The organism is Pseudofrankia sp. DC12 (assembly GCF_000966285.1).
Taxonomy (GTDB): Bacteria; Actinomycetota; Actinomycetes; order Frankiales; family Frankiaceae; genus Pseudofrankia.
The window spans coordinates 3,555,186-3,578,488 of the sequence record NZ_KQ031391.1 but is presented as its reverse complement, the minus strand read 5'-3'; the positions used below and the strand labels follow the sequence as shown (position 1 = coordinate 3,578,488).

Annotated in this window: 15 protein-coding genes and 3 tRNA genes; 8 read left to right on the top strand and 10 right to left on the bottom strand. The window is 70.9% G+C overall.

Features of this window, described 5'->3' with window-relative positions; all coding sequences use genetic code 11:
- The first annotated feature begins 233 nt into the window (after window positions 1-233).
- A complete protein-coding gene (locus FRADC12_RS29790; protein WP_349305938.1) occupies window positions 234-881 on the top strand; it encodes a toll/interleukin-1 receptor domain-containing protein in 648 nt (215 codons plus the stop codon).
- Window positions 882-2,052: 1,171 nt separating this feature from the next.
- Here the strand turns inward: FRADC12_RS29790 and FRADC12_RS14120 are convergent.
- From FRADC12_RS14120 to xylA, 7 genes are all read right to left on the bottom strand, one after another.
- Window positions 2,053-3,540 carry a tyrosine-type recombinase/integrase gene (locus tag FRADC12_RS14120; protein WP_045877008.1) on the bottom strand — a complete coding sequence of 496 codons (1,488 nt, stop codon included), beginning with the start codon at window positions 3,538-3,540 and terminating at the stop codon, window positions 2,053-2,055.
- Between the two features lie 235 nt (window positions 3,541-3,775).
- A complete protein-coding gene (locus tag FRADC12_RS14115; protein WP_045877007.1) occupies window positions 3,776-4,237 on the bottom strand; it encodes a hypothetical protein in 462 nt (153 codons plus the stop codon).
- A gap of 4 nt (window positions 4,238-4,241) precedes the next feature.
- The gene (locus FRADC12_RS14110) at window positions 4,242-6,242 is read right to left on the bottom strand and encodes a site-specific integrase (protein WP_052710905.1); all 2,001 of its coding nucleotides are present in this window, start codon (window positions 6,240-6,242) and stop codon (window positions 4,242-4,244) included.
- 538 nt (window positions 6,243-6,780) lie between these two features.
- Window positions 6,781-6,854: transfer RNA gene (locus tag FRADC12_RS14105), tRNA-Phe, on the bottom strand.
- 52 nt (window positions 6,855-6,906) lie between these two features.
- A tRNA-Asp gene (locus FRADC12_RS14100) sits at window positions 6,907-6,981 on the bottom strand.
- Between the two features lie 379 nt (window positions 6,982-7,360).
- The gene (gene ltrA, locus FRADC12_RS14095) at window positions 7,361-8,629 is read right to left on the bottom strand and encodes a group II intron reverse transcriptase/maturase (protein WP_232303511.1); all 1,269 of its coding nucleotides are present in this window, start codon (window positions 8,627-8,629) and stop codon (window positions 7,361-7,363) included.
- Between the two features lie 770 nt (window positions 8,630-9,399).
- Window positions 9,400-10,620: a xylose isomerase gene (xylA, locus tag FRADC12_RS14090; RefSeq protein ID WP_045877006.1), complete on the bottom strand. Its 1,221-nt coding sequence runs from the start codon at window positions 10,618-10,620 to the stop codon at window positions 9,400-9,402.
- 340 nt (window positions 10,621-10,960) lie between these two features.
- Here xylA and xylB point away from each other — a divergent pair, with 340 nt between their 5' ends.
- Complete coding sequence (xylB, locus tag FRADC12_RS14085; RefSeq protein ID WP_045877005.1) at window positions 10,961-12,403, top strand: xylulokinase; 1,443 nt, start codon at window positions 10,961-10,963, stop codon at window positions 12,401-12,403.
- A gap of 75 nt (window positions 12,404-12,478) precedes the next feature.
- On the opposite strand, the gene FRADC12_RS14080 is transcribed toward xylB, so the two are convergent.
- Window positions 12,479-13,750 (bottom strand): ROK family protein, encoded by a 1,272-nt coding sequence (locus FRADC12_RS14080; protein ID WP_045877004.1) that lies wholly within the window; start codon window positions 13,748-13,750, stop codon window positions 12,479-12,481.
- Between the two features lie 180 nt (window positions 13,751-13,930).
- Here FRADC12_RS14080 and FRADC12_RS14075 point away from each other — a divergent pair, with 180 nt between their 5' ends.
- The 4 genes from FRADC12_RS14075 to FRADC12_RS14060 all read left to right on the top strand — a co-directional run bounded on the left by FRADC12_RS14075 (window position 13,931) and on the right by FRADC12_RS14060 (window position 17,678).
- On the top strand, window positions 13,931-15,031 hold the full coding sequence (locus FRADC12_RS14075) for a sugar ABC transporter substrate-binding protein (RefSeq protein WP_045877003.1): 1,101 nt from the start codon (window positions 13,931-13,933) through the stop codon (window positions 15,029-15,031).
- 246 nt (window positions 15,032-15,277) lie between these two features.
- Complete coding sequence (locus FRADC12_RS14070) at window positions 15,278-16,120, top strand: ATP-binding cassette domain-containing protein (RefSeq protein WP_045877002.1); 843 nt, start codon at window positions 15,278-15,280, stop codon at window positions 16,118-16,120.
- Window positions 16,117-17,409 (top strand): sugar ABC transporter permease, encoded by a 1,293-nt coding sequence (locus tag FRADC12_RS14065; protein WP_157488856.1) that lies wholly within the window; start codon window positions 16,117-16,119, stop codon window positions 17,407-17,409. Before FRADC12_RS14070 ends, FRADC12_RS14065 begins: the two co-directional genes overlap by 4 nt.
- A 196-nt stretch (window positions 17,410-17,605) precedes the next feature.
- A tRNA-Glu gene (locus tag FRADC12_RS14060) sits at window positions 17,606-17,678 on the top strand.
- Window positions 17,679-17,896: 218 nt separating this feature from the next.
- Here FRADC12_RS14060 and FRADC12_RS14055 read toward each other — a convergent pair.
- Window positions 17,897-18,631: a hypothetical protein gene (locus tag FRADC12_RS14055; RefSeq protein WP_045877001.1), complete on the bottom strand. Its 735-nt coding sequence runs from the start codon at window positions 18,629-18,631 to the stop codon at window positions 17,897-17,899.
- Between the two features lie 318 nt (window positions 18,632-18,949).
- Here FRADC12_RS14055 and FRADC12_RS14050 point away from each other — a divergent pair, with 318 nt between their 5' ends.
- Complete coding sequence (locus tag FRADC12_RS14050; RefSeq protein ID WP_045877000.1) at window positions 18,950-19,852, top strand: DNA adenine methylase; 903 nt, start codon at window positions 18,950-18,952, stop codon at window positions 19,850-19,852.
- Window positions 19,849-20,307, top strand: coding sequence for a GNAT family N-acetyltransferase (locus FRADC12_RS14045; protein ID WP_052710904.1), 459 nt, complete (start codon window positions 19,849-19,851; stop codon window positions 20,305-20,307). Before FRADC12_RS14050 ends, FRADC12_RS14045 begins: the two co-directional genes overlap by 4 nt.
- Window positions 20,308-20,501: 194 nt before the next feature.
- Here FRADC12_RS14045 and FRADC12_RS14040 read toward each other — a convergent pair whose 3' ends face one another.
- Window positions 20,502-23,282, bottom strand: coding sequence for a fibronectin type III domain-containing protein (locus FRADC12_RS14040; protein ID WP_157488855.1), 2,781 nt, complete (start codon window positions 23,280-23,282; stop codon window positions 20,502-20,504).
- Window positions 23,283-23,303 lie beyond the last annotated feature (21 nt).

Sequence of the window (23,303 nt, the reverse complement as noted above, 5' to 3'; positions counted from 1 at the left end):
GTGGCTGCCCGCCGTTACGCCTCGGCTGCGGAACCCTGACTGTGGGGAGTGATGTCCATCGATGTGTTCGGCCTAGGCCGGGTGGGGACTCCATCTTGTCGACCATCCCGGGCCGTGGGTCCTGTTCTCGTGCGAGGATCGGTCATGTGACGGCTTCGGGGGATTTGCCGCGCGCCGACGGGTGAGACTTCTTTGTCTCCTACACCCACACAGACCGCGCGTGGGCTGAGTGGGTGGCTTGGCAGTTGGAGGACTCTCGCTACAGCGTCTTGATCCAGGCTTGGGACTTCGTCGCCGGCTCGAACTGGCAGTTTCGCATGAACGATGGGGTGCAGCGAGCGACTCGGACGATCGCGATCCTGTCTGCCGCCTACCTCGATTCCGTCTACGGCCAACAGGAGTGGCAAGCAGCCCAAGCCGCTGATCCCACAGGCTTCGGCCGCAAACTCCTGCCGATCCGTGTCGAGGACTGCGACCGGCCCGGACTGCTCCACGGAGTGGTGTCCATCGACCTATTCGGCCTAGCCGCCGATGACGCGCAGCGTGACCTGCTCGACCAAGTGCGTAACTCCCTGAACGGCCGAGCCAAACCCACCTCGGCACCCGCATTCCCTGCGCGCCCCCGCAGCGCCCCACCTATCAGCAAGCCCGCCTTTCCTCGCGCACCCAGGCCAGCACCCGCTCCGCGGCTCACAGGAACCGGACACAGCGGGCAACCACCGAGGTCGGCGGCCAGCCGCGGGAAGCCAGCCACCGCGGCGGCCGTGTCGGCGTCGCCGAGCACGACCGGCGGGTGGGCGCGGCGCAGCATGTCGTGCTGCGCGTCGGCGATGACCGCCTCGACCGCCTCACGCTGGGCGGGGGTGGTGGCGGTGAGGTAACTGTCGCCTTCCACGGCCGGGCTGTGGTTCGGGTCGATCAGCGTCCGGGAGCTGCCGTGCCAGGACCGCCGGTCCCGCAACGACAGGTAGGTCGTGCGGATGCGGCGCCGGTCGACCGTCAGGCCCCGGCGCTGCGCCCACGCCCGCTGGGTCGGCGCGGGAACCTGCGTCGTCCACCACTGCTGCCGGCTGCCCGTGCGGGCCGCGTAGTAGTGGAAGTGCGCCCACAGATGGCCGCGTAGTCCGGCGGGAGCGAAGGCCCGGGCGGGCGCGCTGTGGGCCAGCCACTGCTCGAGCAGCCGGACCGCCTTGGCGGGCAGGGTGACCGATTCGGCTGCCCGCCGGCCCTTGACGTAGGCGAGCAGCACGGTGGCGTCCCCGGCCCAGTCGAGGTCGCTCACGCCGAGGTCGGCGATGCCGTCGGGCACGATCCCGGTGTAGATGCCCAGCAGCAGCCGGTAGGCGATCACCGTGTGGACGTCGGGGTAGAGAGCCTGGCAGACGGGGCGGACCCCGCCGCGTAGCTCGATCCACCGGTTGGTCCGGCCCAGATACGCGGCGACGTCGGTGGCGGTGGCCGGACCGTGTTCGGCCAGCAGCCAGGCAACATTGTCCTGGCTGAAGCCGAGCTCGCGCGGGTCGCCGCCACGCCGTGCCGCCGCCTGCATGACCCGGTGGCTGGCGAACGCCTCATCGACCGCCGTCCGGCAGGCTTTGTGCAGCCGTTCCCACTCCTGCACCGGGTAGGGGACCAGCGGCGTCGACGCCGGCGCGGAGTTGAACAGCCGCCCGCCGGCCAGCTCCCGCACTGGCGGCGGCAAGGCACCGGTCGTCGTGTCGTAGCTGGTCAGCATCCGCCGGGTCGTCAGCTCCGCCAGCCAGCCCGCTTGCAGCCAGTACTCGGCGAGCACGGCGCGGGTCAGCGTCGCCGCCCCACCAGCCAGCCCACGGCCGTGGGCGAAGGCGGCCAGGTCCTTCAGGCCGGTCAGGTAGCAGCCGACGGTGGCCGGCGCGTCGACGCTGCCGTGCGGGTGGACCAGCCCGGCCAGCCCGACCAGCAGATCAGCGGCCAGCGGCGCTGGCGCCACGCCCGCGACCGTGAACGCTCGGCGGCGGCCGTCGCTGAACACGCAGGCGATCCCGAGCCCGTCCTCTCGCAGCTGGGCGGGCATCAGAACTCGTCCCCCTCCACGTAGGTGCCGGTGAACTCCGCGTCCGCCTCACGCTGCGCAGCAGGGTCGGCCGTCAGGCCGTGGGCGGCGCCGGCGTGCTGGTAGGCGTCCCGGTAGATGCGGGTGGTGTCCAACCGGCGCAGGTAGGTTTCGGTGACCATCACGGAGGAGTGGCCGAGTAGGTCACGCAGCACCATCAGCGGGTCGGCCTTGGACAGATACAACGCCAACGCCACGTCCGGGCCGCCCTCGCCGCCGGTCGCCGCCGTGAGCGCCGCGGCCTGCCGGTAGTAGCCGCCGACCAGCTTCTCCAACGTGGCGAGGGCGAACGAGTGCCGCAGCCGGTGCGGGTGGACATGCGGGAAGCGGGGCTCGAAAGCCTCGCGGATGCGCTCTGAGGCGCGGGTGAACACGCTGTCCCACGCGGTGAACGGCCCGCCGTCACCGCGCAGCGCCAGCAGGCACGACCCACCGTCCGGGTCGACGAGGCGCCGCCGGTCCGCGGGACGCAGGCTCGCCCAGCGCACCCGGACCCCGTTGACCCGCCCGCCGATCGGGTCGGGGTCGCTGACGTGCAGTGGCGTTCCCCACCGGGGCGGGGGACGCCACGACGACCCGGCCGTGCTCGCCGCCCGGTCCAGCCCCACATAGCGGTGCACCGCCTCCAACGCGGCGTGATCAACCCAGGTGGTCCGGGGTTTGCGGCCCTTGGCCACTCCCGCCGGCACCGCCAGCGGCACCGGCAGGTCCCTCGCCGCTCGGGGCAGCGCCGGGACCTCGTAGACCAGCAGGTAGGTGAACTCCGCCCGGCGCAGCCCGCTCGCCAACGCCAACCGGGCCATCGCGGCGTTGCGTTCCAACTCCCGGCCCCGATAGCCCTCGTCCGCCACGCCATCGGGCCGCAGCCCCGCCAGCGCGCGCACGAACATCTCCGCGAACTCGGCCTCCAGATACTTGATGGTCACGTGCGCCTTCGGTGTCCGCCGCCGGGCCAGATTCACCCGCACCGGCCCGGCCGGACCGGCGAAACCGGCGCGGCCCTGGGCATAGCTGAACGGCACCGCCACCGCATACCCCTCGGCCACCGCCCACTGGTAGAAGCACGACAACACGCTCACGTGCCGGTTCCAGGTCGTCGCCGCGAACCGCGCCGCCACCGGCCCGTCCGCCCGGTGCGCCGCATACGCCCCCAGCGCCCGCTTCAACGCCTCCCGGCCGTCGAACAGACCGACCCCGAGGCCCGTGAGGAACTCGATCCAGTCCCGCAGCACCCGCGCGTAGGCCGCCCACGTCGCGCTCGCCGGCGCACCCCTCGTGGGCAGCTCCCACAGCCACCGGTTCACCACGACCGCCGGCCGCGGCACACCACCGTCGCCGTCGAACCGCAGATCGTCATCGACCAGCACCGGCATCCGCTCAGGGATCGCCGGCGCCGCCGCCACATCCCAGCCCTGCCAGCCCGCACCGGAGAAGAAGGTCAGATACACGAGGCGCGACCCTACGAACGCCGCACACCACCCCGCAACCGGCAAACGAGACAGCCAGCCCCACCGAAAGGAGAAAACGAGACGCTGTCACAAAGCAGAGAGAATCGGCTTTTTGTCCGCAGTCTGCGTGTCTCGTTTAATTCGGCGGCGAGCGGTCGTGTCTCGTTTCGAGCCGTGTCGGAGCGCTTGGGTGTGAGGCAGGTCATGGCTCGTGGCTGTCCCCGGTCTGGCGCGGTCAGCATGGTCCGATCTGGCCGGTGGATCGTCGGGTAGGTAGGGCGCGCAGTGTGCCGGCGGGGGCCGCCGCGGCGGTGCGGAGGCGGTGGATCTCGTCGTGTTGGGCGGCGAGCCGGGAGATCGCGAGGGTTCTGAACGCTTCGTGCTCGGCGAGTTGGCTGTCGCGTTCGGCGAGCCGGCGGTGCAGGTCGGCGTTGTCCCGTTTGAGGCGGGTGATCTGGGCGTCTCGGGAGTCGACGACGGTGCCGCCGGTGGCGTGAAGGTCGGCGAACTGCTTTTCGAACTCGGCCTTGAGGTGCGGGTAGCTGCGGTAGAGGGTGGCCCGGGAGATCCCGGCGAGGCGGGCCAGGGTGGTGGTGTCGCACTTGCCGCCGGGTGGTAGTTCGCCGCGTAGCAGTGCGCGGGCGGTGGCGCGGATGCGGTCTTCGGTGTCGCGGCGCTGGGCGTCGCTGACGCGCATGGGGCTACTCGCTTTCGGCGTCGGAAGCCGTGGATGATCCAGACGCGGTGTCGATCGCGTCCAGGACACGTTGGGCGCGGGCGAGTTCACCGCGTAGCCGGGCGCGTTCGGCGGTGTGGGTGCGGCCGAGGTTGCCAAGGAAGGCGGTGGCCTGGGTGACCGTGTCGGCCCAGACGTCGCGGTGGCAGGGGTGGTGGGTGGCCTGCGGGCAGCGGGCGGAGTCGCACATCCCGGCCAGGGGCTTGTCCGCGGTCGGGGTGCCGGCGAGTGTCAGGCAGAGCGCGCGGGCCGGGTCGATGAACCAGCAGTAGTTCGCGGCGCCGAGGTGCAGCGTCCCGGCCCGTTTGGACAGCAGGTTGATCACATGTTTGTCGCTGTCGAGGACCCCGGGCGCGATGGGGGCGTGGGCGGAGAGCTCGGCGTCGATGTGCGCGAACAAGGCGGTCAGGTCCCGGGCGCCAGGCCCAGCGGGCATGATCTGCTGCTGGTGGTTGCGGTATTCGGCGAGGATCAGCTGCTGGTTGCGTTCGGTTTCGTGTTCGCTGATCTCGGCGAGCAGTTTCGCTTGGGCGCCGCCGGGCCGGGCGGCGTAGCCCTCGGTCGTCGCCACCGACACATGCTTCAAATGGATTTTCGTGGCGAGCAGGCCGCCGGGCCGGTAGGCGAGTTCTTGGGCGAGGGTGCGGCGCAGCATCCGCGGGTTGACCGGGTCGTCGGGGATGGGGTCCAGGCCGAGCCGCCGGCCGGCCGGCCCGTTCACCCAGGAGCGTAGGTGCTGGTAGCGGGACGCGAAGGCAAACCGGCCGAACAGCAGGTCACCGTCGCGGCGCTCCGTTCTGTGGAGCCGTTCGGCGACGGCGATGGCGTGGTCGACCTCGCCGATGACGACCCATTCGTCGCGGGTGCCGCCGAGGGGCTGGCCTTTGACGAGGGTGCCGGTCAGCCGGTGCCGGTCGAGGGTGTCCTCGGCGGGTGGGCGGCGGCAGCCGGTGCGCAGTTCCATCAGCTCGCACTCGCGCATCCCGGTGACGGTGGCGGTCACCAGCAGGCAGGCGGTGAACAGGTGGTCGGCCAGGTAGCGCACGTCGGCTTCGTCGATCGGCAGTGTCCACCGGATGGGGCCCGCGCCGTCGGCCCGCTCGACGTGCGGGGCGTCGCGGCCCCAGGGCCGTTCGACGCCGACCAGGCGGAGGGTGTGTTCGATCGCCGGCCGCAGCGCCTGCACGGTCGTGTTGCTGATCTTGGCGCGGCCGGTGCGGCGGGCCAGGGCGTGCAGGTTGACCGCCAGCAGCGGGTCGTCGTCGGCCCAGCCCCGGGCCAGCCGACCGTGCACGATGTGGTCGGCGACCTGCTCCAACGGAATGCCGGTGGACTCGTGGCGGCGCAGGACGACCCGCAGGGCGGCGGGTGTGGCGTGCGAGCCGGGTAGCGCCCGTACCTGGTCCTGGTGGGCGGCCAGCCCGCGGCGCAGCAGGGTGATGGGCTCGGCGAGCGTGCCGACGAGGTAGAGCGTGGCGGCGAGCATCGGCGCCAGCACCTGCTGGCGCACCACCGGGGTGGTGTTGGACCCGGGCGGGTTGGCCCCTGTTACCGCCCAGGCTGATCGTCCCGACCAGGGCAGGAAGCCGGGCGGGTAGCGGTCGGCGGTGAACAGCTCGGTGTAGTAGGCGAGCTCGATGATGACCGCGGCGATCAGGCGGACGCTGTAGTCCCCGAGCGGGCCGACCGGGTTCCCGTCGGGATCGTGCCGGGCCCGCCGCTGGTTCAGATACCGGTCGCAGTGCTGCTGGCTGACCTGATCCAGGCTGGACACGCCGTGGCTGGTCAGCCAGTTCAGCCAGCCGGTCAGCGCGCGCAGCCGCTGGTGGCAGCTGGTCAGCGCCAGCGGTGTCCGGTAGGCGTGCGCGAGCACGGCCACCTCGTCGAGGGTGGGTGCCAGCCGGGCGAGCAGGTACTCCTTGGCGAAGCGCCGCCAGGCCGGGGCGGTGATCGCGGTGAAGTCCATCCACAGCTCGCAGTTCCGACGGGTTCGCGGAAGAAGGCTCGTGAGGTGCTGTAGCCGCCCTCGTGCTGGGCGTCGCCCGGACGGTCATCACCTGCGCGCTGCGCTGATCGGTTTTTGATCGCCTCCGCGATCCGGGACCGTCCGCCCAATAAGCGGACGTGCGCTCTCCTCGATCCTCTTCATCGTCGCAGGTGGGTCGCTCGCCAGCAGGGCACCGGGCGAGCTCCTCTGCCATACAGGGCCATGTTGTGTGGCAACGTCCATGGACGTCAGCGAACGAATGCCCCCGCGCCCGGACGGTCGTTGGGGCCTCCTACCAGCACAAACAGTGCCGGAACACCGTCGGCCGGCCACCCCTAGAAAAGGATCTTCGTGACCTTCCACCCGAAAAGCGGACGGTCAGCCTCGCTGTCTTCGCAGGTCAGCCAGGGTCCGAGCCGGTCGGCCGCTGGGATTGGACGGTCCCGTTGCCACACGCGTTGCCATATATCGATCAGGCGTTGATCGAAATTTCGGGTATTTCCGCAGGTCAAATGGGTGGGCAGGGGCGGGGTCGAACCGCCGACCTTCCGCTTTTCAGGCGGACGCTCGTACCGACTGAGCTACCTGCCCCCAGACGACACATCCGAGCGGCCAGCAGGCTGGCCGCTTCGGACGTTGTGCGCGGTCCCGACGGGATTCGAACCCGCGACCTCCGCCTTGACAGGGCGGCGTGAACTCCAGGCTTCACCACGGGACCAAGGGCGTTCAGTTTTGCGACCTTACCGTACGAACCACCTGCTGGTCAGCCGGCCTAGATCCTCGTTCAGATCTAGATCCTTAGACCGCTCTGTGCTCCGTGGAGAAGCATACAGGACCGCGAGACAGTCCAGGAGGGCCACTCGCCCACCCCTCGAACCACGTGTGGCCGACGTTCGCCGGCCCCACCTCCCCAGCCGGTCGACGCCGCCCGGCCAGCCCGCTGACCCGGTCGCGCAGGTCGCGAAACCCCGCCGTGATCGCCATTTGACCCTCGCGCGGCCGTAACCGGGGCGATTCCGTGACCGGTCGAGAGTGCCGGGTAGCCGGCGGGAGTCTCACCCGCCGGCCCCCACAGATCCGGACGTGAGCCTCTCGACTCATCCGGCTCGTGCTGTCCTACCGACCGCCAGCGGTTGCTGCCAGTGCGCGAACAGTCCCGGGTCGCGGCGACGTACCTCCGCGAGGAACCGTAGCGACCGGCGCCACCGCCGTCGGAACCGCCTGTATTTGCGTTGCAGCCATCGCGCCAGGTAGGCGTCGATCAGGCGGAGGGTCGGAGCCAACCGAGACGGTGTAAACGCACCGTAGTAGTTGATCCAACCCCTGATCAGCGGATTGATTCTCGCTGCCAGGTCCTGGAGAGTCCCGGCCGTGCGCCGATGCAACCTCCACCGGCGTATCTGGCGGCGTAGCCGTTTGGCATTCCTGTCGCTGATCGCGGGAGTGAAACCGACGAACAGTGCCCCGTCCCGGCGGCGAACCGTCCGGGCATGGAACGTGTACCCAAGGAAGTCGAAGCCCGTCGGCCCGTCCCAGGGTTTCCTCCGTCCGTCGTCCGCGCAGTAAACGACCTGGGTCTTGGACTCGTTCAGTTCCAAGCCACATTCCGCCAGCCGGCCGCGTATATCCGCCAGCACCCTGCGAGCCTGCTGCTCGCTGGTGCAGTGCACGACCACATCGTCACTGAACCGCTCGAACAGGACACCCGGAAATTCCCGGATCATCCAGGTGTCGAACGCATAGTGAAGATAGATGTTAGCCAGCAATGGTGACACAGGCGACCCCTGCGGGCATCCCCGTGTCCGTTCTTCCCGGGTCCCGTCCGCTCGGACCAGGGGAGCCCTCAGCCAGCGCTCCACATACAGCCCGACCCATCGGGTATCCCAGTCGAGGTGCCGGTGCACCGCCGCCATCAGCTTATCCCACGGCACGCTGTCGAAGAACGCCCGAATATCCAGGTCGATGACCCAGTCGTTCTTCCAGCACCGCGTACGTGCGGCCGCGACCGCGTCCAGCGGCGAGCGCCCTGGCCGGTACCCGTAGGAGTCCCGATGGAACATCGGCTCCACTCGCGGGTCCAGGACCAGCACGGCCACCGTCTGCGCGACCCGATCCGCCACGGTCGGCACCGCCAACACGCGCGAGCCACCCTCCGGCTTCGGTATCACCACCTCACGCAACGGCGACGGGAAGTAGGTACCCGACGACATCCGATTCCACGTCTTGTACAGGTTGTCTTTAAGCCTGCTCTCGAACGTGGCGATCGACGTCCCGTCGACTCCCGCCGCACCCTTGTTGGCCCGGACTCTCCCAAAAGCCTCCACGAACAGCCGCTTGTCAATGTCAAACGGTTTCGGCTGTGACACGCCGACCGGCTCCTCCCGCATCCAACGGTTGACCGACACATTGTCACCGGACAGCCCGCCCCCTTCGCTCCACCCCCATTACAGGAGTCTCCGCGCTACTACGAGGCGGTCCGCCCCTTCCGTTTCCACCTTCGGTACTCTGTCCTCACGGATTCCGCCGCTTGGAGTTCTCCCTCACCCACGCCATACTCGACGCGAGACGTGGCATACGGAAAGTTCCCACGTTCCACACGGAAGCCCGGACCGGGCTCGCGCCACCTGCATGCCGGACGCCGTCTGGGCAGTAGACGGGTAACCCCCAGACTCATCCCGAAGCCGTTTCACTGCCCCGGTTCTGACGCCATCCACATCTTTTCGACACTTCAACGGTGGTTCGCTCGCGCTCGCCTTCCCGGCCCACACCTGACACGATCACCGCCGCGCCTTTTCCGTCACGCTCACGACCCCAGCTGTTCGGCTGACGCCGCTGACGGCGGTTTGTGACCACCACCCGCATGGCGATCACGGAGGGCCAACCTCCATCTCCCGTGCAGCACCCCTCCAAAAGATCACCGTCTACCTCAGATCGGCGTCTCCCTTCGAGTTCGTGGCGCAACAAGACGGCGATCACGGCCTGACGTGTCCCCGGCCACGGACGGCGTCAGGCGAGACCACGGGCCGAACTGCTGCGCCGGGCCAGTCCGGCCGGGCCCTTGGCCAGGCCGGGCGACGGAGGCGTCCTAAGTAGCTACTTCATGCCGGGCCGCCCTCGCCTAGTGCGACCCCAACTGTCAGGCGATACCGAGGAGGTGCTCAAGGGCCAGCTGGTCGAGCGCCTCGATGTTGACCGCACGAGCACCCGCTGCGTCGGCGTCGAAGTTCTCGTACGACGAGGGGTCGGCCAACAGGTCGGCTGCAGTCTCGCCAGGGGCAAGGGTCGGGGTCGACAGCTCGTCGACGCCGGCCGCGCTCAGCGCCGCGACGACGCGAGGGTCGGCCCGGAACGCCGCGGCCTTCTCCTTGAGGATCAGGTAGGTCCGCATGCAGGCGGCCGCAGAGACCCAGACGCCGTGGATGTTCTCGGCCCGCGGTGGCTTGAAGTCGAAGTGGCGGGGGCCGTCGTAGCCGGCGCTCTCCAGCAGGTCGACGAGGAAGAACGCGCTCTTGACGTCGGCCGCGCCGAAGCGTAGGTCCTGGTCGTACTTGAGCCCGTGCTGGCCGTTGAGGTCGATGTGGAACAGCTTGCCGGCCCACAGCGCCTGGGCGTAGCCGTGGACGACGTTCAGGCCGGCCATCGTCTCGTGGCCGACCTCCGGGTTCAGGCCGACCATGTCCGGATATTCGAGCTGGTTGATGAAGGCCAGGGCGTGGCCGATCGTGGGGAGCAGGATGTCGCCACGAGGCTCATTGGGCTTCGGTTCGAGCGCGAACCGGATGTCGTAGCCCCGGTCGAGGACGTACTGGCACAGCGTGTCGATGGCTTCCTTCATGCGGTCGAGCGCCGCGCGTGGATCCTTGGCAGCGTCACTCTCCGCACCCTCCCGGCCGCCCCATGCGACGTAGAGTTTCGCGCCGAACTCAGCGGCGAGGTCGATGTTGCGCATCGTCTTGCGCAGGGCGAACCGACGGACACCGCGGTCGTTCGCGGTGAACGCGCCTTCCTTGAAGACCGGGTGGAAGAAAAGGTTGGTGGTCATCATCGGGACGATCAGGCCGGTCTCGTCGAGAGCTGATCGGAACCGCTTGATGCAGCGCTCCCGCTCGGCGTTGTCCGCCGCGAACGGGATCAGGTCGTCGTCGTGGAAGGTCACGCCATAGGCGCCGAGGTCGGCGAGCCGGTGCACGCTCTCGACCGGGTCGAGCGGCGGGCGGGTGGCCTCACCGAAGGGGTCGCGCCCCTGCCAGCCGACGGTCCACAGGCCGAAGGTGAACCGGTCTGCCTTGGTGGGCGTCAGATCACTGGCGGTCAGATCACTGACGGTCAGGTCACTGGCGGTCAGATCACTGGCCATGGGGTCACCTCGCGGCTAGTTTGGTGTTGGATACAACAAATAAGCCGGACGGAGCCGCCACGCAAGCCCCGACCCAGAGTCGCGTAGCCCTCGACGAGAGGGCTGTTCGCCGTTCACCAGGTAAAATGCCGAAGCCTCGCGGAGCCGGGCCTCGATCGCCCAAGTCGCGCCACGGGCGCATCTCACCGCGCAACCAACGGCCGGAGCGCCGTCGAGGCGGCCAATCGTTACCGACAGTCACACTGGCGGCAGCGATACGAGGGCACCCCGCACGAACGGGCCGTCGGCCCGCGGCGTCTCGTACTCCGCCGCCGCGGCGGTCACGCATCGGGAGCAGGCCATGACGCTGGTCGCGGGTGTCGACTCATCGACGCAGTCAACGAAGATCGTGGTCTGTGAGGTGGCGGACGGCACCATCGTCCGAACCGCCGCCGCGCCGCACCCGGACGGCACCGCCGTCGACCCGGAGGCCTGGTGGGGCGCGCTGCGCACGGCCGCCGGCGGCGGGCTGCTCGACGGCGTCGCGGCGATCTCGGTAGCCGGCCAGCAGCACGGCCTGGTCGCGCTCGACGCCGCCGGCCAGACAGTCCGCCCGGCGCTTCTCTGGAACGACGTCCGCTCGGCCGACGACGCCGCCGATCTCGTCGCCGAGCTGGGGGCCGCGACGTGGGCGACGGCCACCGGCAGCGTGCCGACGGCGAGCTTCACGGTCACCAAGCTGCGCTGGCTCGCCCGCCACGAGCCGGCGAACGCCGCGCGGACGAGGTCCGCGCTGCTCCCGCACGACTGGCTGACCTGGCGGCTGGCCGGCGGCGGGCCCGCGCCTGACGAGCGTCCTGACCTTCCGGCGACGACGGACCGCGGCGACGCCTCCGGCACCGGCTACTGGTCGCCGGCGGCCGGCGAGTACCGGCCTGACCTCGTTGAGCGCGCCCTCGGTCATCCGCTGGAGCTCCCCCGCGTCGCCGCCCCGTGCGAGGTCGTCGGGGAGGCGGCGCGGCTGGCCCCGCCAGGCGCGTTGCTGGCCCCGGGTACCGGCGACAACATGGCCGCGGCGCTCGGCCTCGCGCCACTGCCCGGCGATGTGATCGTCTCCTTGGGCACCAGTGGGACGATCTTCACGGCGTCCGAGGCGGCGACGCACGACGAGGCCGGGCTGGTCGCCGGCTTCGCCGACGCGACCGGGCGGTTCCTTCCGTTGGTCTGCACGCTGAACGCGGCCCGGGTGCTCGCGACCGTCGCCGACCTGCTCGGCGTCAGCCCGGACGGCTTCGACGCGCTGGCGCTGGGCGCGCGGCCCGGCGCGGGCGGGCTCACCCTGCTGCCGTTCCTGGACGGGGAGCGCACCCCGAACCTGCCCCGGTCACGCGGGCTGCTCGCCGGGCTCTCGCGCGGCAACTTCTCCCGGGAGAACCTGGCCAGGGCCGCCGTGGAGGGAGTGCTGTGCGGGCTGGCGGCCGGGGTCGACGCGCTGCGCCAGCACGGCGTCGAGGCCCGCCGCGCGTTGCTGGTGGGTGGGGGCGCGCGCTCGCTGGCGGTGCGCGCGATCGCCCCGGCGGTTCTCGGGCTGCCGGTCGCACTGCCGGACCCGGGCCGCGAGTGGGTCGCGATCGGCGCGGCCCGTCAGGCCGCCTGGGCGCTGTCCGGCGCCGCCGCGCCGCCTGACTGGCCGGTCGCCGCCGACCTCGTCGCCGCCGAGCCTGACCCGGCGACGCGCGCCGCCTTCGCCGACGTCCTGGCCGGCGTCCTGCCGCTGCTGCGGCGCGAGCGCGAGTCGGAGTAGACCCGTCCGTCGTTCTTCGGGCCGGTCGCCTTGGGGTCGCCGGCCGCTACGGGCCGGCCCGTAGCGGCCGGCGGCTCAGACCTCGGCCGCGGTCGCGAGCGTGGCGGCGACCCCGAGCGGGTCGTCCAACAGGCGGGCGAAGGCCAGCTCGGCGGCACCGAACAGGCTCGAGTCGCCGCCGAGCGCGCTCGGGACCAGCGCGACGTGCTCACGTGAGACGGTCAGGCCACCCGCGCCCATCCGGCCGACGACGTCGTGCTCGACCACCTCGAGCAGGTCGCGCAGCTCCCCGCCGAAGATCACAAGCTCGGGGTTGAACAGGTTGACGAGGTTGCCGACCCCGACGGCGAGCCAGCGACTGACCTCGTAGAGCGCCAGGCGGGCCCGGGCGTCGCCCGCCGTCGCCTCGGCGACGACCGACCGTACGGAGCCGCCGTCGCCCGGCTCGTGCCCGGCGGCCCGCAGGATGGCGTCGGTGCCGATCTCCGTCTCCCAGCAGCCGCGCGCGCCGCAGCGGCAGCGCTGGCCGCTCGGGTTGACGATCATGTGGCCAGCCTCGCCCGCGTAGCCGCCGTGGCCGCGCAGCGGCCGCCCACCGCAGATGATCCCCGCGCCGAGGCCGACCTGGCCGGAGAGGTAGACGATGTCGTCGTGGCCGCGGGCCACGCCGCGCGCGTGCTCGGCGAGCGCACCGAGATCGGCCTCGTTGGCGACCTCGACCACCGGGCTGCCGACGGGCCCGCCGATCGCCCGGCCGGGCAGCGCGTCGACGAGCGCGGCTCGCAGCGCGGCACCCAGCGGCTGCTGCTCCCAGCCGAGGTTCGGCGCGAAGCGAACGAAGCCGTCGGCGCTGCGGACGACCGCGGGGACGGCGACCCCGATACCGACACAGTGAGTGAGCGGAGGGAGCGCCTCCGCGAGACGGCGCGCCGTCGCGGCCGTGAGTTCCACCACGGTTCTGAGGTCCCGCTCACCCGGAGGTAGCGGAACGACCTCGCGCGAGAGCAACGCGCCGCCCAGACCGACCCGCGCCGCGACGATCCGGTCAACCCCCAGGTCGAAGGCCAGCACCTGGTAGCGCTCGGTCTCCGGCACCACCACCAGCGACGGGCGGCCGGCACCGGAATGGGTATCCGGCGACTCCTCGCGGACCAGCCCGGCCGTGCTCGCGAGGTCGGCGGCCAAGGCACCGATGGTGCTGCGGTTCAGGCCCGTCCGCGCGGTCAAGGTAGCTCGCTGTGTCGGTCCGGCCAGGTGCACGTAACGCAGCAGCAGGCTCAGGTTGTGCCGACGTAGCTCATCCTGCTTGATCCCGGCCGGCGATGGGTGCGGTCGGGGAAGACGCATCACGTGTCCAGTCTCCCGGAGCAGCCCGCCGTCGGTAAGTAGCTGACTGCGTACATATAGTTACCAATTCCTCTTGCCTTCGGCAATCTCCTTGCGTGAGACTGATCACATGAATATATTCTGGCAAACAACTTAGCATCCGCATCCTGGGCGACAACGCCCAAGGAAGGGGCCACGCAGATGCGCGGGAAGGTTTTACGGTTCGCGACGGCGGGAGCATGTGTTGCGCTGACCGTTGCGGCCTGTGGCAGCAGCGGCGGCGGGGGTAGCAGCACCTCGTCCGGTGGTGCGAAGGTCAAGGGCAAGATCGGTGTCATCCTGCCTGACACCAAGTCCTCGGCTCGCTGGGCGACGGCTGACCAGCCGTTGCTGGCGGCAGCCTTCAAGGCCGCGGGCGTTCAGTACGACATCCAGAACGCCCAGGGCGACGCCACCCAGATGCAGACGATCGCCGACCAGATGATCACCAACGGCGTGACCGTTCTGATGATCACAAACCTGGACTCCGGTTCCGGTAAGGCGATCGAGGACAAGGCCAAGGCGCAGGGCGTCGCGACGATCGACTACGACCGGCTGACGCTGGGCGGTTCCGCTCAGTACTACGTCAGCTTCGACAACGTCGCGGTCGGCAAGCTGCAGGGCCAGGGCCTGGTTGACTGCCTCAAGGCCTCGGGCGCGCAGAAGCCGATCGTCGCCGAGCTGAACGGCTCGCCGACCGACAACAACGCCACGCTGTTCAAGCAGGGCTACGACTCGGTGCTCGACCCGCTGTACAAGGACGGCACCCTGGTCAAGGGCCCGGATCAGTCCGTGCCTGACTGGGACAACCAGCAGGGCGGCACGATCTTCGAGCAGATGCTCACCCAGCAGCCGGAGATCGGCGGCGTGCTGACCGCCAACGACGGTCTCGGTGGGGCCGCGCTCGCGATCCTGGCGAAGAACGGGCTCAACGGGAAGGTCCCGGTCACCGGCCAGGACGCCACGACCCCGGCTCTGCAGAACATCCTCGACGGCGACCAGTGCATGACCGTGTACAAGGCCGTCAAGAAGGAGGCGGACGCGGCGTCGGCGCTGGCGATCAGCCTCGCCAAGGGTGAAAAGGGCGACGCCCCGCAGACCATCCACGACCCGACCGGTAACCGGGACGTGCCGTCGGTGCTGCTGCAGCCGGTCGCCATCACCAAGGACAACGTGAAGTTCGTCGTCGACGACGGTTACGTGACCAAGGCCGAGCTCTGCACCGGCAAGTTCGCGGCGCTCTGCACCACCGCCGGAATCTAGCCCCGGCCGATCACGGCCACCAGTCGTGATCACATGGGAACCGTCCGTGGGTGGTAGCTTCAACGCCACCCACGGACGGATTCCTACGTCCGGGTGGGTTCTCGGATCTCTGTTCAGCCGGCGCTGGTACGCCCATACTGCTGGCTACCTGTAGTCCGGATCACACCTACCTATTCGCCTGAGGCGCTCATCCATCGCTGACGCGCGCCGACGACCGGCCGTGCCTTCGTCCGGGCGAGGAGTGACATGACTGACAATCCACCGCCGGCGGGGACGCCCGTCCTCGAGCTACGCGGCGTGAACAAGAGTTTCGGCCCGGTACACGTGCTGAACGACGTCGACTTCGCGGCCAACGCGGGCGAGGTCACCGCGCTCGTCGGCGACAACGGTGCCGGCAAGTCGACGCTGGTCAAATGCATCGGCGGTATCCACCCGATCGACTCCGGCATCTATTCCTTCCTTGGGAAGCAGGTCTCGGTCAACCAGCCGAAGGACGCCGGGGCGCTCGGCGTCGAGATCGTCTATCAGGACCTGGCCCTGTGCGACAACCTCGACATCGTCCAGAACATGTTCCTCGGCCGGGAGCGGCGCGGCCGCTTTCTCGGTCTCGACGAGGCCGCGATGGAGAAGCAGGCCGGCGAGACACTCGCCGGCCTCTCGGTCCGGACGGTGACCTCGCTGCGCCAGCGGGTCTCCAGCCTGTCCGGTGGCCAGCGCCAGACGGTCGCGATCGCCAAGGCCGTGCTGTGGAACAGCTCCGTGGTCATCCTCGACGAGCCGACCGCCGCCCTCGGCGTCGCGCAGACCGAGCAGGTGCTGCAGCTGGTCCGCCGGCTCGCCGACAAGGGCCTGGCCGTCGTCCTGATCTCGCACAACATGCGGGACGTGATGGATGTGTCGGACCGGATCTGCGCGCTCTACCTGGGCCGGGTCGCGGCCGACGTCCGGTCGAAGGACGTCACCGTGGCGGACGTCGTACAGACGATCACGACGGGTAACGCGCCGGGCGCCCCGGCGGCGAAGACCCTTTCCACGAACGGTGCCCTGGCGGACGCCTCCGCCGGCGCCACCGCGGGAGGAGCGGCATGAGCACCACCGAGGTCGCTACCCCCGTCAACCCGGAGCCCGCCGCCCCGTTGGCCAAGGGGACCGCCCCCATACCAGCCACGGACCCGAGCCCGCTCGACTACGGGCGTAACTACGTCAGCCGCGTTCGCGGCGGCGACATGGGCGCGCTGCCGGCCGTCCTCGGTCTCCTGGTGCTGTGCGTCGCGTTCGCGATCCTGCGCTCGCGTTTCGTGTCGGCCATCAACTTCGCCAACCTCTTCACCCAGGGCGCGGCGGTCACCGTCATCGCGATAGGCCTGATCTTCGTCCTGCTGCTGGGTGAGATCGACCTGTCGGCTGGCTTCGCGTCGGGCGTGTGCGCCGCCGTGATGGCGACCCTGACCGCCCAGCACGGCCAGTCTTGGATCGTGTCGATCCTCGCTGGGATCGGCACCGGCGTCGTGATCGGTTTCGTACTCGGGTTCCTGGTCTCAAGGGTCGGTATCCCCTCCTTCGTGGTGACCCTGGCCGCGTTCCTCGCGTTCCAGGGCACAGTCCTGCTGATCATCGGGAATGGCGGGAACATCTCGATCAGGGACAGGACCCTGGTCGCGATCGCGAACAAGAACCTTCCCGTCTATGGCGGCTGGATCCTGTTCGCGGTGGTCGTGCTCGGCTTCGGCGCCACCCAGCTGCTCCGCACCCTCGGGCGCCGTCGCGGCGGCCTGTCGGCCGACCCGGTCTCGGTCATCGCCCTGCGCACGGGCGCGCTGGCCGTGCTCTTCGGGGTCGCGGTCTACGTGCTCAACCGGGAGCGCTCGCGCACGGCGATCGTCTCGCTCAAGGGCGTCCCGATCGTGATCCCCGTGATCCTGGTGCTGGTCGTCGCGGGGACGTACGTGCTCAATCGCACCGCGTACGGACGTCACATCTACGCGGTCGGCGGCAACGCCGAGGCCGCGCGCCGCGCCGGCATCAACGTGGTCGCGATCCGGATCTCCTGCTTCGTCATCTGCTCGTCGATGGCGGCGGTAGGCGGCATCATCGCCGCGTCCCGGGCAACCTCCGTCGACCCGAACGCCGGCGGCAGCAACACCCTGCTGTACGCGGTCGGCGCGGCCGTCATCGGTGGCACCAGCCTCTTCGGTGGCAAGGGCCGGATCATCGACGCCGTCCTCGGTGGCGCGGTGGTCGCCGTAATCGACAACGGCATGGGCCTGATGGGGTACAGCGCAGGCGTCAAGTTCGTCGTCACCGGTTGCGTCCTTGCTGTCGCCGCCAGCGTCGACGCCCTGAGCCGCAAGCGGGCTGCCTCTACCGGGCGCATCTAACCCACCGCTTCACCGTCCGAGACCCCGGCGCCAGCAGTCCCGGCGCCAGGGTCTCGACGCGTCCCGGCGGCCGGCGCACGATCCGGGACGATCCCGGCGGCAGAGACGCGTTTGGCGGTGGACCTGGCTGTCCCCTATGCTTGCCCGGACCTCTCGGCGGGGTTTGGCAACGCGCCGTGACGGTTCGGAACTCTCGGCCCCCATCGTCTAGTGGCCCAGGACGTCGCCCTTTCAAGGCGGTAGCACGGGTTCGAATCCCGTTGGGGGCACACTCAAGGTATCCGGCGCGCTACTTATTGCTACTTCCCGTCGGCCGGACAGCGCCAGATCCAGTTTTCATGTGGCCTGCCAAGTCCGCCGCCGACGGCCCTCGCGCCACCGCACGACCGAACCAGCGTGCCTGGCCTGGCCCGGGGTGTTGAGGCAATGCCGACAACCAGCGCATGATCGCGTCGGTTACGCGGCTGTGGCCAGGTCCGGGGTGTGGTCACAGTTGGTGACGTGCTGGCAGGGTGATGACGGCCGGCATGGCGGTGAGCGCCGGCGGGGTGGCGACGCCGGGCGGGGTGGCAGCACGGTCGGTGGCGGCCGTGGTGGTGTGGTGCGGGGTCGCCCCGCAGATCCTGACCTCATAGCTGATGTTGGTCGTGGTCTTGATGTCGGGTCCGGCGGTCGGGAAGTCGGAGGCGCTCTTCGCCGCGCGGGGCCGGGCGCCGTGGCGGTCAAGGGTGTCGCGGCGGCGGCCGGGCAGGTCCTGGGCGTGCCGGATCTGGACGATCTCGGTGGGCAGGCCGGTGGTCGCGGCGTCGAGACCGCGGACGGGGGCGTGGCGGGTCGCGGTGAACGACAACTCGCGCACAAGTACGGGCTGCCCCGCCCGGCGGCCGCGGGCCGCAGGGGTGGCCTGGGCCGCCGTGGCCCGTTGCAGCGCACGCAGCAGCAGGCTGGCCGTGATGATCCAGGCGGGTAGTTCCTGGTCGACCTCGAACGGGTCCCTGGCGCGCAGCATCGGGCCGGTACCGGGCCCAGCCCCGGTGATCATCGACTTGTGTTCGCGTAGCGGGGTCTCGGTCGCGCCCCACCGGGCCTGGTACGCGCCGGAGGCCTGGACGGCGGGCAGCACGGCGGGATCGGTGACGTTGCTGGCGACCGCGTACGTCTGTCCGGTGTGGACGCCGTCCGCGAAGACGTCGTACTCCACGACCCGCCAGCCGGTCAGCACGTCGTCGGTCCATGTCAGCGAGGAACGATCCGTCGTCCAGCCAGTCGCCGGCCCTGCGTACCGTCAGCCCGCCGGGCAGCCGGGCCAGCAGCTTCCACCCGTCAGCTGCCAGGCGGCGCAGCCGGCTGGCGCCGGGAAAGTTGCGATCTCCGACATCACCCGACGACCTCTAACGCGGGGGCCGTGGGCCCAACATGATCACACCCACATCGCGGACCGCCACACCGCACCACCTGCACAAACACCCGCCCGACTCACCGAGCACCCCGATGCACCGCCGGAGCCGGGTGCGCCGGCCCGGCCCGGTAGGCTCCGCATGTGCAGCCGGCTCGGGTAGAGGTTGCGCGTCCCGCGCCTGGTGAGCGGTCGTTTCTGAAGTGGGCCGGCGGGAAGACGCGCTATGCCAGCACCCTGGTGGCGCTGGCACCGGAGTTCGCGGGGACGTACCGGGAGCCGTTTCTCGGCAGCGGGGCAGTGTTCTTCGAGCTCCGGCCGGCGAGAGCGGTACTGAGCGACGCCAACGGCGAGCTGGTCGTCTGTTTCCAGCAGGTTCGCCGCCAGCCTGCCGAGGTGATGGCGCTGCTCGACACGATGCCGAACACCGCCGAGCACTTTGAGCGGACGCGGCGCCGCGACCCCGCCGAACTCTCCGAGCTGGAGCGGGCCGCGCGCGTGATCTACCTGAACAAGACCAGTTTCCGCGGGCTCTGGCGGGTCAACCGGAAGGGTGAGTTCAACACCCCGTATGGCGCCTACGACCGCCCGTACTACAACCGGGAGACGCTGTCCCGTGCCGCCGAGGCGCTGCGGGCCGCCGCCGTGGTGGAGTCGGACTTCGAGACGGCCGTCGACGCCGCCGAGGCGGGCGACTGGATTTTCCTCGACCCGCCGTATGTCCCGCTCGGCGGCTGGTCTGACTTCAAGCGGTATACGGCTGGCCAGTTCGGCGCGCAGGACCATGTCCGGCTGTGCGCGGCGATGCGGCGCGCGGACCGGCGTGGCGTGTACCTGATGCTGACGAACAGCGACACCGAGTTCGTTCGCGAGCTCTTCGGGCCGCAGTTCCAGACGCTTCGGCTCCCGACGCGCCGCGACATCAACCTGGTCGGGCGTAATCGCGGCAGCTGGGATCTGGTGTTCACGAACTACAAGCTGGATCGCGCCGCGCGGCAGACGCCGGACTCGCGGCAGAGCCCGGGCATGGCGAGGATCGGGCCGTGAGCAGCGGCCAGCCGGCCGGCGTCCGCGTCGAACGGGCCAGCGTCGAGGCCACGCTGGCACTGCGGCGCCGGGTGCTGCGGCCGCATCTGGCGGCCAGCGAGCTGGTCCGCTTCCCGCACGACGACGAGCCTCACACCGCGCATCTCGTCGCCCGGCTGGCCGACGGGACCGTCATCGGGACCGCGTCGGTGCTGCGTGAGGAGTCGCCCTGGGGAGACCCGGGCTGGCGCCTGCGCGGCATGGCGACGGAAGCGGAAGTTCGAGGCCGGGGAATCGGCTCCAGGCTCCTTTCCGGCGCAATCGAGCACGTCCGCGGCCAGGGCGGTGGTCTGCTGTGGTGCAACGCCCGTGTTCGCGCGGTCCCGTTCTACCAACGCGCCGGCCTCCGGACTCGCGGTGAGCCCTGGGAGGAGCCGCTGATCGGTTCACACATCGTCATGTGGCGCGTCATCTGAGCCCGTCCGCGGGCTCCAGGCTTCCCAGCCGAAGGGTGGCACGGGCCGCGATCAGCGTCAGCGCGGCGACAGCGACCGCGGCCACGGGCGCGAGCCACAACCGGGCGTTGGGGATGAATCCCTCGTGGCGGGCGTAGGCGAAAAGGCCGATGGTGGCGAGCGAGGCGGCCGCGGCGGCCAGTCGCGGCTACTGCTTAGTGGCTAGCCCAGGCGACGACGGGCTCACCGACACCAGCGGCATTCTTCGCGGCCACCGTGACCCGGAAATACGGGTCGGCGGCGGTCGGAGCGGTACGCGTGTAGCTATGCCCCGAGATCGTGTAGCTGTCCGAGGTCACGCCGGCCGGACCCGTCCGGAAAACGGTCACGACATACACCAGATTGACCGCGTTGCCACCGACGTTGGCGGGGACATCCCAGTTGACGATCAGATGGCCGTGACCATCCGGGATCGCCAGGATCCCGGTCGGCGGCCCAGGCGGAACGCAGCCCAGAGCCTGCACTGTCGCGGACGGCTCCGACAGGCCCCCGGGACCGCTGGCTCGGACGGTGGCGGTCAGCTGGCCGCAGCCGTCGACCGGGACCTGGAAGATCCCGGGCTTCGAGAGCGTGCGGGCGCCGCCCGGAGTCGAGGTCACCGTGTACGACGTGACGGGACCGCCGTTGAACGGGGCGATGATCGTGACCGTGACGCCGCCCGGCACCGACTGCAGGAACAGTCCGGGCACACCCGGCTGGTTCCCGGGGGGAGCCGGTGGCGTGGTGGCCGCGTCGGTCGGGCTGGCCGACGCGGCAGGGCTGCCGGTCGTCGCGGCCGCCGGAAGGCTGGCGGCCGGCGTCGGGGCGGGCCCGCCCGCCGAGGGCGTAAGCCCGGCGGCCGTCGCCGTCGCCGCGCCGCCCGACGAGCTCAGCAGGATCGGTACCAGGGTCGCCACCAGCGCGACGACGAGGGCGACCAGGATCGTCACGTTGCGCCGCCGCCGGGCGCCGCGGCGGACCGCGGCCGCCCTGGCCCGCGCGCCGGGCTGGCCGGGCAGCACCAGCTGCATGGTCGGGGCGCTGTCGACCGACAGGCTCGGTTGACCGCCTGTCGGGGTCAGCGCGACCGGTTCCGTCGCCGGCCCTTCCGCGGACGTAGCCCGGGGAATCACGGGCGCGGCCAGCTCGGGCAGCCGCGGGCCCGCGGGCTGGAACGGTTCCAGCTCGGTGGACGGGCGAGCCGACGCCGGCGGCGACTGCGTCGGGCCGATCAGCGCTACGTCAGCGCCGATCGCGCGCGCCGCGGGCACGCTCGCCGCCGGGTCGAGATCAACCTCGCCGTCCCACAACGCGTGCAGGTCGGCGAACCGGATGGGCGGCAGGGCCGGCTCGGACCGGCCACCCGTCTCCTGAATCCAGTCCGGGCCGACGTCGATGACGCCGTCGACATCGATCTCGGCGTCGGCCGCGCGGGCGACGAGTACCCCGGGCGGCAGCAGCTCGGCGAGCGCGGCGGCCGAGTCTGGCCACGGCGCGAGGACCAGCTCGGCGCCCGGGCCGGAAGCGGCCACCTCGTCCGGCGTCGAGGTAGCCTCGGCGGCCTTGCTGGCGACGGGTGCCTCGCCGGGAGTTGTGTCCCGCGGATCGTCCTGGCTGCCGTCATCCGGCTCATCGCCAGTGAGGTGGCCGTTGCTCAGCTGGATGGCGCTCAGGCGAAGGTCACTCGGGTGGTCGCCCAGGTCAGGCCTGGCCGGGCCGGCGACAGCGCGGATCGAGATCGGGCCGGTCAGGATGGCCGCGGCGGTCTGGTCCGCTGGCACGTCGCTCTCGGGCAGCACGACCGAGCGTGGACCGGTCGACAGGACGAGCTCGGATCCCACCACCGGGGTCGGCGCTGCCTCGACCGCGGGCGCGGCGACGGCGTCCGCGAGGTTCGCGACCGTGATCTCCGCCGCCGCGACCTCGACGACGGTGATCTCCGCGATGTCCGCGTCGGCCCGGTCTTCCTCGAGAAGGTCTTCGAAGGCGATGTCGACGTCACGCAGCGGGAGCGCCGCCGGGGCGTCGATGCCCTGACCGACGTCCACTCCGGGCGCGGACTCGCTGCCCGGCCCGGCGGGCGCGCCCGGCGCGGCCGCCGGGGGAGCACCGGCGGTCTCGTCCGTGACGCCAACGGCATCCGCGACAGCGATCTCGCCGGACGAGGGCACGCGATGGCCGGTGTCCGCGCCGTCAACGGCACCGACGCCCGCGGCGACAGCCGGGAAGGCGCCGACGACGTCGGCGAAGACCGATCCGGCTCCGTCGTCAGCCGGCTGCAGGTCGGTCAGCGGGGCGAACAGCGGATCGACGACCTCGGCCTCCGGCCCCGGGACAACCGGCGCCTCATCGGCCGGCGCCGGGCTTGCCGGCTCGGTCCCGAACGGCACGATCTCCGAGCCGCCCGGGCCCGTCGGCGCGAGCGCGCCGTGCGCCTCGCCGATCGAACCGAGAACGGGCGCCCAGTCGTCCCACGAGTCGACGCCCACCGCGTGTGTCCCAAGGCCGGTCGGGGGCTCCACCCGCGGCTCGGCGACCGGCTCGCCAGCCACCGGCGCCTCGGCGGCGGTGAGCGCCGCAGGGTCCTGGCCGGACGGCTCCGTCCCAGCCTGCGCCGGATCCGTGCTCCCGTGCGAGGCGACCGGAGGCATGAGCGGGAACCGGACGTCGGGCGTGGCGACGGCCTCGTCTGGCGACGAGTCCGCCGGGCGGATCGGGCCTGGAACGACCTGGTCCGGCACCTCGAGAACGGAATCGCCCGACGACCGCGCGACGGGTGCGGCCACCTCGGCCGGCGCGGGCACAGGCGCCGCGTCCACGGAAGCGGCATCCGTCGACGCGGCCGCCGCGGGCGCGGCACGGTCGAACGGCGGGGCGTCGGAGGGCACGGTGGCCTCGAAAGGCGGCACCGTCTCGAAAGGCGGCACCGTCTCGAACACCGGCGAAGGCTCGGACACCGGCGCAGCGTCAACCGGCGG

Coding starts and splice junctions, on each gene's coding strand:
- FRADC12_RS14070 (WP_045877002.1), top strand. CDS start 15,278: ATGACTGACAATCCACCGCCGGCGGGGACGCCCGTCCTCGAGCTACGC.
- xylA (WP_045877006.1), bottom strand. CDS start 10,620: ATGGCCAGTGATCTGACCGCCAGTGACCTGACCGTCAGTGATCTGACC.
- FRADC12_RS14075 (WP_045877003.1), top strand. CDS start 13,931: ATGCGCGGGAAGGTTTTACGGTTCGCGACGGCGGGAGCATGTGTTGCG.
- xylB (WP_045877005.1), top strand. CDS start 10,961: ATGACGCTGGTCGCGGGTGTCGACTCATCGACGCAGTCAACGAAGATC.
- FRADC12_RS14065 (WP_157488856.1), top strand. CDS start 16,117: ATGAGCACCACCGAGGTCGCTACCCCCGTCAACCCGGAGCCCGCCGCC.
- FRADC12_RS14115 (WP_045877007.1), bottom strand. CDS start 4,237: ATGCGCGTCAGCGACGCCCAGCGCCGCGACACCGAAGACCGCATCCGC.
- FRADC12_RS14080 (WP_045877004.1), bottom strand. CDS start 13,750: ATGCGTCTTCCCCGACCGCACCCATCGCCGGCCGGGATCAAGCAGGAT.
- FRADC12_RS14110 (WP_052710905.1), bottom strand. CDS start 6,242: ATGGACTTCACCGCGATCACCGCCCCGGCCTGGCGGCGCTTCGCCAAG.